We start from the raw sequence: 8,109 nt of genomic DNA, 5'->3' as shown, positions 1-8,109 counted from the left end.
TTATCAGGCACACTTGGAAAAAGTGTTCGGCTAATTAAAAATCCATCTTCAACACGGAGATGGATTTTGTTTGTTTCGTTGATTTTGTGTCAGTTTCAGATGTAGGTGCTTATTCGGACGGGCCGTCTGAAAATGTTTGCCCCAATGCAAAAAAAATCACTGCAAACCTTCATAAACGGGGTTTGCAGTGATTTTTTCAAATCAAACAGATTGAAAACCTGCGCCGAATTGTTCAGACGGCATTATTTTTTCAGTTCGGACAGAATGTCATCCACGGTTTTCTTCGCATCTCCGAAACACATTACGCTGTTTTCGTTGAAGAACAGCGGGTTTTGTACACCTGCGTAGCCGGTATTCATCGAGCGTTTGAAGACGACGACTTCTTTTGCCTTCCATACTTCCAACACGGGCATACCCGCAATCGGGCGGTTCGGGTCGGTTTGGGCGGCAGGATTGACGGTATCGTTCGCACCAATCACCAAGACCACATCGGTTTCGGGGAAGTCGTCGTTGATTTCGTCCATTTCCAACACGATGTCGTAGGGGACTTTGGCTTCGGCAAGCAGTACGTTCATATGACCGGGCAGGCGGCCGGCGACGGGGTGGATGCCGAAGCGCACTTCTGTGCCGTTTTTACGCAAAAGCTCGGTGATTTCGGCAACGGGGTATTGCGCTTGTGCGACTGCCATACCGTAGCCCGGGGTAATGATGACACTGTTTGCGCCTTTCAGCATTTCGGCAACATCGGCAGCTTTGACTTCTCGGTATTCCCCTATCTCTTGGCTGCCGGAAGATGATGTGCCGCTGTCGCTGCCGAAACCGCCGGCGATTACCGAGACAAACGACCGGTTCATGGCTTTGCACATAATGTAGGACAGAATCGCGCCGCTTGAGCCGACCAACGCGCCGGTAACGATGAGCAGGTCGTTGGAGAGCATAAAGCCTGCCGCTGCGGCCGCCCAGCCGGAGTAGGAGTTGAGCATGGACACGACCACGGGCATATCTGCGCCGCCGATGGAGGCAACCAAGTGCCAGCCGAATGCGAGGGCAATCAGGGTCATAATCAGCAGGATGAAGCCGCTGCCGTCAATGCCGACGAATACGAGCAGCAACACAAACGATACGCCAAGTGCCAGTGCGTTGAGCTTGTGTTTGGCGGGCAGTTGCAGCGGGCTGCTGCTGATTTTGCCGTTGAGTTTGCCGAATGCGACCAGCGAGCCGGTAAAGGTTACCGCGCCGATGAAGATGCCTAAATACACTTCGACCAGATGGATGGTGTGCATATCGTGCGAAACGCTGCCCGGCGCGATATAGCTGTTGAAGCCGACCAAAACCGCCGCTAGGCCGACGAAGCTGTGCAGCAGGGCAATCAGTTCGGGCATTTCGGTCATTTCCACCTTTTTGGCTTTGTAGATGCCGATTGCCGCGCCGATGAGCATGGCGATGATGATCCAGCCCAGTCCGTGGGTATTGTCGGAAAAAACAGTTACAAAAAGGGCGACCGCCATACCGGCGATACCGGAATAGCAGCCCTGTTTGGCGGTTTCCTGTTTGGACAGCCCCGCCAGTGAGAAGATGAATAAAATTGCGGCAACGATATACGCCGCTGTTACGAGTCCTGAAGACATGGAAATTCTCCGATTTTCGATGATTTGTTTTCAATGCCGTCCGAACTGTTCAGACGGCATCTGTTTCAAGCAGCCGCGACAAACAGCCCGACGGTGCAGGCAAATCCGCCCGCCCACATCAGCGAGCGCAATGCTGCTTTGTCTGCGATGTAGCACCAGATAAAGGCGAGGCGGAACAGGATGAACAGGCCGGCAAGCGTGTTGACGGTTGCTTGTCCGGCATTGCCGGTTGCGTGTGCCGTCAAAACGGCGGCGGCAAACGGTGCAAAAGCTTCAAAACCGTTTTGCTGCGCAGCGTGGGCACGGGCGGCTGCGCCTTGCGTGTGCGCCAGAAAATCGCGCGGATTGTGGTTGTCTTTAAACCGGAATCCGCCCGCTTTTTTGGCATACGCCGCACAAAAAAGCGGCAATAGGTAGGCAATCAGAATGCACCAATAGGCGAAAGTCATGGCTTACCCTTTCTTAAACATATTCAGCATACGCCGTGTTACCGCAAAGCCGCCGAAGATGTTGATGCTGGCAATCAGGATGGCAACAAACGACAGCAGCGAAACAAAGCCGTTGCCCTGACCGATTTGCAGCAGCGCGCCGACGACGATGATGCCGGAGATGGCATTGGTTACCGACATCAGCGGTGTGTGCAGCGAGTGGCTGACGTTCCAAACGACATAGTAGCCGATGACGCAGGCGAGGACGAACACGATAAAGTGGTTCAGGAATGCTGCGGGTGCGACCGCGCCGACCCACAGCACCAATACGGCGGCGATGACGGCGGGCGCGAGTTTTTTCCACAGGGAAACAGGTTTCGGCTCGGGCTTGGCGGCAGACGCGGCTTTTTCAGACGGCGTTTGCTGCGGCTGGGCGGAAACTTGAATCGGCGGAGGCGGGAAGGTGATTTCGCCGTCGTGGGTAACGGTCATGTTGCGGATAATCACGTCTTCGAAGTCCAGCGTGATTTCGCCGTCTTTGTTCGGGCTTAACAGCTTGGTCAGGTTAACCAAGTTGGTGGCGTAAAGTTGGGAAGACTGTCCGGCAAGGCGGTTTGCCATGTCGGTGTAACCGATGATTTTCACGCCGTTGTCGGTTACGGACAATTCGCCCGGGCGGGTGAGTTCGCAGTTGCCGCCCGTCGCCGCCGCCAAATCGACGATGACGGAGCCGGATTTCATGCTTTCGACCATTTCTTTGGTAATCAGCTTGGGCGCGGGTTTGCCCGGAATGGCGGCGGTGGTGATGATGATGTCCACTTCTTTCGCCTGTTCGGCAAATAGCTTCATCTCGGCGGCGATAAATTCGTCGCTCATCACTTTGGCGTAGCCGTCGCCGCTGCCGCCCGATTCTTGCGGGAAGTCGAGTTTCAGGAACTTGCCGCCCATCGATTCGATTTGTTCCGCCACTTCCAAGCGGGTATCGAATGCGCGCACCACTGCGCCGAGCGAGTTTGCCGTACCGATTGCCGCCAGACCCGCCACACCTGCGCCAATCACCAAAACCTGCGCGGGCGGCACTTTGCCGGCGGCGGTGATTTGACCGGTGAAGAAACGGCCGAAGGCGTTGGCGGCTTCAATCACGGCGCGGTAGCCGCTGATGTTTGCCATCGAAGACAAAGCGTCCAAAGCCTGCGCGCGGGAAATACGGGGCACCATGTCCATCGCCAGCGCATTGACTTTCTTGGCGCGCAAGGCTTCGACCAAAGCCTCGTTTTGGCGCGGCCACAGGAAGCTGACGATGGTTTGACCTTCGTTCAAAAGCGGCAGCTCGCCTTCGGACGGCGCGTTAACCTTATAAATCAAAGGGCAGGCCCAAACCGCCGCTTTGTCGGCAACGGTTGCGCCTGCTGTTTGGTAAGCGGCATCGTCCAAACTTGCCGCCAAACCTGCACCGCTTTCGACAACGGTTTCAAAGCCCAGTTTGCCCAGCAGGGCGACGGTGGCGGGCGTACAGGCGACGCGGGTTTCGCCGGATAATGACTCGCGTGGGATGCCGATTTTCATCTCTGAATCCTTTTTCGGGTTGTTTATATGTATCGTGGGTTAAATTTAAATCGGGGCAGGGCGGAGCAACGCCGTACCAGTTTAAAACCGATTCACTTCAAATGTTAATATATTTTAGATAATCCCCTTATAACGAATTTTCATCAGGCTGGCAATAGTTGCGGCATTTTCCCGTGTTGTCCGACACATACTGCCGTTTGTTTTTGAAGCCGTTTTCCGATTGCAGTCCCGCCCGCCGTAACATTCTTTGCCGTTTCACTATATAATCCGCATTTTTTGAGCCACCGCCATGCCGCAAGCCCTCGTCCTCCAATTTCCCTCCGCCGAAGCCCTGCCTTCCGACTTCCCCTCCCGCCTGCCCGAACCTGATTGCGCCGATGAAAAGCGTATGCGTTTTATTGTTGAAGAAGGGTTTTCTTTAAGCGAGGCGGACGCGGCGTTGCTTGGCAGCCGTCAAATCGACCACGCCGTGTTGCCGGATATGGATTTTGGCGAACTCGGTTTGATTGTCAGCGATATGGATTCGACGCTGATTACCATCGAATGCGTCGATGAAATTGCGGCAGGCGTGGGTTTAAAAGACAAGGTAGCGGAAATTACCGAGCGTTCGATGCGCGGAGAGTTGGATTTCGAGCAGTCGTTGCGCAGCCGCGTTGCGCTGTTGGCGGGATTGGACGAACAGATTTTGGCGGACGTTTATGAAAACGTTTTGAAGCTCTCGCCCGGTGCGGAATTTTTGTTGGACGAATGCAAAAGGCACGATGTGAAATTCCTGCTGGTGTCCGGCGGCTTCACGTTTTTTACCGAACGTCTGCAACAACGCCTCGGCTTCGAATACCAACACGCCAATGTTTTGGAAATTGAAAACGGCAGGTTGACCGGCCGTCTGAAAGGCAGAATCATCGACGCGCAGGCAAAGGCGGATTTATTGCGCGAATACCGCAGCCGCCTCGGATTGCAGCCACATCAGGTGTTGGCGATGGGCGACGGTGCGAACGATATTCCGATGCTCAAAGAAACGGGCATAGGCGTGGCTTACCGTGCCAAACCGAAAGTGCGGGCAGCCGCCGATGTCTGTATCAACTTCGGCGGTTTGGAGCGTGTACGCGGCCTGTTCGGATAGGCGGATAGGAAACGGATGTCGTCCGAAAGGTTTTCAGACGGCATTTGAACGGCAGGAACGACAGTGGGACGCAGAAAACTTTGGTTTGCCCTGGCAGCAGCAGGCGTTATCGGCGGTTTGGTCGGCATTGTGCTGACGGAACTGATGCACTTCATACAGCATACGGCAACGGTTATGGCGCGGACGGCGTGTACACTTCGTTCCGCGAAGGCGTGGCACAGGCTTCCGGTATGCGGCGCGTTGCCGTGCTGACGCTGTGCGGCGCGGTCGCAGGCAGCGGCTGGTGGTTGCTGAAACGTTTCGGCAAGCCGCAAATCGAAATCAAAGCCGCCTTGAAACAGCCGTTGCAGGGGCTGCCGTTTCTGACGACGGTTTTCCATGTTCTGCTGCAAATCATAACGGTCGGACTCGGTTCACCGCTCGGACGGGAAGTCGCCCCGCGTGAAATGACTGCCGCGTTCGCTTTTGCCGGCGGCAGGCGGTTGGGTTTGGATGAAGACGAAATGCGGCTGCTGATTGCTTGCGCTTCGGGTGCGGGTTTGGCGGCCGTGTATAACGTGCCGCTCGCCTCCACACTTTTTATCCTCGAAGCCATGCTGGGCGTGTGGACGCAGCAAGCCGTCGCCGCCGCATTGCTGACTTCCGTCATCGCCACCGCCGTCGCGCGCATCGGCTTAGGCGACGTGCAGCAATATCATCCCGCCAACCTTGCCGTAAACACTTCATTACTTTGGTTTTCCGCCGTCATCGGCCCGATACTGGGCGCAACCGCCGTCTTTTTCCAGCGCACCGCCCAAAAATTCCCCTTCATCAAGCGCGACAACATCAAAATCATTCCCTTGGCAGTCTGCATGTTTGCGCTCATCGGCGTGATTGCCGTTTGGTTTCCCGAAATTTTGGGCAACGGCAAAGCAGGCAACCAACTGACCTTTGGCGGTTTGACCGGTTGGCAACACAGCCTTGAGCTGACCGCCGTCAAATGGCTGGTTGTCTTGATGGCGTTGGCGGCAGGCGCATACGGCGGACTGATTACGCCGTCTATGATGCTCGGCAGCACCATTTCTTTTGCAGCCGCCGCCGCGTGGAACAGCGTTTTCCCCGAAATGCCGTCTGGAAGCGCGGCAGTCGTCGGAGCGGCGGTGTTTCTCGGCGTATCGCTCAAAATGCCGCTGACCGCCATTGTGTTCGTATTGGAACTGACCTACGCGCCGCTGTCCCTGCTGCTGCCTTTGTGCATCGGCATGGCGGGGGCATTGGGAACATCGGGAAAAATGGGCTTCAAATAAATGCCGACAAATGCCGTCTGAAAGGTTTTCAGACGGCATTTCTTTGTAAATTGTCAGCAATATCTGCAAAAACCTACTGCCAAAAAACTAGAAATAGCGGATAATACCGCCCCGAAAAAGTTCCCCTTTCCCCATCCAACTGTCAGAAAAGGAAGCCCCAATGTCCGTCATCAAACGCGCCCTGATCAGCCTGTCCGACAAGGCAGGCGCGGTCGAATTTGCCCAAACCCTGACCAAGCTCGGTGTCGAAATCCTCTCCACCGGCGGCACGGCGAAACTGCTTGCCGATGCGGGCGTTCCCGTGATTGAAGTCGCCGACTATACCGGCTTCCCCGAAATGCTCGACGGCCGCGTGAAAACGCTGCATCCGAAAATCCACGGCGGTATTTTGGGTCGGCGCGATTTGGGCGAACACGTCGCCAAGATGGAAGAACACGGCATCGGCAATATCGACCTTGTGTGCGTCAACCTTTATCCCTTCGCCGCCACCATCGCCAAACCAAACTGCATACTGGAAGACGCGATTGAAAACATCGACATCGGCGGCCCGACCATGGTGCGTTCTGCCGCAAAAAACTGGAAACACGTCGCCATCGTTACCGACACCGCCGACTTCCCCGCCATCGCCGCCGAACTCGAAGCCAACAACGGCGCGTTGAGCGACAAAACCCGCTTCAACCTGTCGCGCAAAGCGTTCAGCCACACCGCCCAATACGACGGCATGATTTCCAACTACCTGACCTCGCTTTCAGACGACATCTTGAGCGGCACGCCCGAAATCGGTGAATTCCCGAGCCAGTTCAACCAAAGCTGGATTAAAGTGCAAGACATGCGCTACGGCGAAAACCCGCATCAGCGCGCCGCGTTCTACCGCGATATTGACCCCGCCGCAGGCAGCCTTTCCGCCTACAAACAACTGCAAGGCAAAGAATTGTCTTACAACAACATCGCCGATGCCGATGCCGCATGGGAAGCCGTCAAATCCTTTGACGCGCCAGCCTGCGTGATCGTCAAACACGCCAATCCGTGCGGCGTCGCCGTTGCAGCCGATACATTGACCGCCTACAAACTCGCCTACGTCACCGACACCACCAGCGCGTTCGGCGGCATCATCGCCTTCAACCGCGAAGTGGACGGCGAAACCGTCAAACAGATTACCGACAACCAGTTTATGGAAGTCTTGATGGCGCCGAAGTTTACCGCCGAAGCCCTCGAAATCGCCGCCGCCAAGAAAAACGTGCGCGTATTGGAAGTGCCGCTTGAGGCAGGCGCAAACCGCTTCGAACTCAAACGCGTCGGCGGCGGACTGTTGGTACAAACGCCCGACATCTGCCGCATCAGCCGCGCCGATTTGAAAGTCGTCTCCAAACGCCAACCGACCGAGCAGGAATGGAACGATTTGCTGTTTGTCTGGAACGTCGCCAAATACGTCAAATCCAACGCCATCGTCTTCGGCAAAGGCGGTCAAACCTACGGCATCGGCGCAGGTCAAATGAGCCGCGTGGACAGCACTCGCATCGCCGCTCGCAAAGCGCAAGATGCCAATCTCGACCTCAATGGCGCATGTGCCGCTTCCGATGCTTTCTTCCCCTTCCGCGACGGCGTAGATGTCATTGCCGAGCAGGGCATCAAAGCCATCATCCATCCGGCAGGCTCCATGCGCGATCAGGAAGTCTTCGACGCAGCGGACGAACACGGCATCGCCATGGTCGTAACCGACGTGCGCCACTTCCGCCATTAACGCAGATGAACAAGGCAATGCCGTCTGAAGGGCTTTCAGACGGCATTTTGCGCTATTTTGTGAAGGTAGGGATGACGGTTCGGGTATTCCTGACAGGGTGGATTTTCAAGGTGTTGTATAGGGTGTAGGAGGATTCGTAAAAGGTGGGATGCAGGGTGTGCTTCAGCCCGCTGCATCAAAAATTTTTGGAGAACCGGCGGGAGTCGGCGGTTTTGGTTTCGGCGGGGACGGTGGAAATGGGTAACATTGACGGAATCGACGGAAGCGGTGGGCTGAAGCCCACCCTTGTATATTGGAATCACTGTATCATAGCAACAAACCGCCCGGCCGCCACCCG

At 55.8% G+C, this 8,109-nt stretch carries 5 protein-coding genes and 1 pseudogene; 3 read left to right on the top strand and 3 right to left on the bottom strand.

Annotated elements, in window-relative coordinates:
• Window positions 1-242: 242 nt before the first annotated feature.
• The 3 genes from pntB to HMPREF2959_RS00320 form a co-directional block, all read right to left on the bottom strand.
• Complete coding sequence (gene pntB / locus HMPREF2959_RS00330) at window positions 243-1,628, bottom strand: Re/Si-specific NAD(P)(+) transhydrogenase subunit beta (protein WP_002243481.1); 1,386 nt, start codon at window positions 1,626-1,628, stop codon at window positions 243-245.
• Between the two features lie 65 nt (window positions 1,629-1,693).
• Window positions 1,694-2,077 (bottom strand): MAPEG family protein, encoded by a 384-nt coding sequence (locus HMPREF2959_RS00325; RefSeq protein WP_002239687.1) that lies wholly within the window; start codon window positions 2,075-2,077, stop codon window positions 1,694-1,696.
• Window positions 2,078-2,080: 3 nt separating this feature from the next.
• A complete protein-coding gene (locus HMPREF2959_RS00320) occupies window positions 2,081-3,622 on the bottom strand; it encodes a Re/Si-specific NAD(P)(+) transhydrogenase subunit alpha (RefSeq protein WP_002243482.1) in 1,542 nt (513 codons plus the stop codon).
• A 289-nt stretch (window positions 3,623-3,911) separates the two neighbouring features.
• Between HMPREF2959_RS00320 and serB the strand changes: the two genes are divergently transcribed.
• From serB to purH, 3 genes and pseudogenes are all read left to right on the top strand, one after another.
• Complete coding sequence (gene serB / locus HMPREF2959_RS00315; RefSeq protein ID WP_002243483.1) at window positions 3,912-4,745, top strand: phosphoserine phosphatase SerB; 834 nt, start codon at window positions 3,912-3,914, stop codon at window positions 4,743-4,745.
• A 63-nt stretch (window positions 4,746-4,808) separates the two neighbouring features.
• A pseudogene (locus HMPREF2959_RS00310) lies at window positions 4,809-6,031 on the top strand (chloride channel protein).
• A 160-nt stretch (window positions 6,032-6,191) separates the two neighbouring features.
• Entirely contained in the window at window positions 6,192-7,772 is a 1,581-nt protein-coding gene (gene purH / locus HMPREF2959_RS00305) for a bifunctional phosphoribosylaminoimidazolecarboxamide formyltransferase/IMP cyclohydrolase (protein WP_070696206.1), read from the top strand.
• Window positions 7,773-8,109: the final 337 nt, after the last annotated feature.

This window comes from Neisseria sp. HMSC070F02 (assembly GCF_001814225.1).
Taxonomy (GTDB): Bacteria; Pseudomonadota; Gammaproteobacteria; order Burkholderiales; family Neisseriaceae; genus Neisseria; species Neisseria meningitidis.
Note: the sequence above shows the minus strand (reverse complement) of the source record. Positions and strands in the feature narration are given on the sequence as shown.

Coding starts and splice junctions, on each gene's coding strand:
- purH (WP_070696206.1), top strand. CDS start 6,192: ATGTCCGTCATCAAACGCGCCCTGATCAGCCTGTCCGACAAGGCAGGC.
- serB (WP_002243483.1), top strand. CDS start 3,912: ATGCCGCAAGCCCTCGTCCTCCAATTTCCCTCCGCCGAAGCCCTGCCT.
- HMPREF2959_RS00325 (WP_002239687.1), bottom strand. CDS start 2,077: ATGACTTTCGCCTATTGGTGCATTCTGATTGCCTACCTATTGCCGCTT.
- pntB (WP_002243481.1), bottom strand. CDS start 1,628: ATGTCTTCAGGACTCGTAACAGCGGCGTATATCGTTGCCGCAATTTTA.
- HMPREF2959_RS00320 (WP_002243482.1), bottom strand. CDS start 3,622: ATGAAAATCGGCATCCCACGCGAGTCATTATCCGGCGAAACCCGCGTC.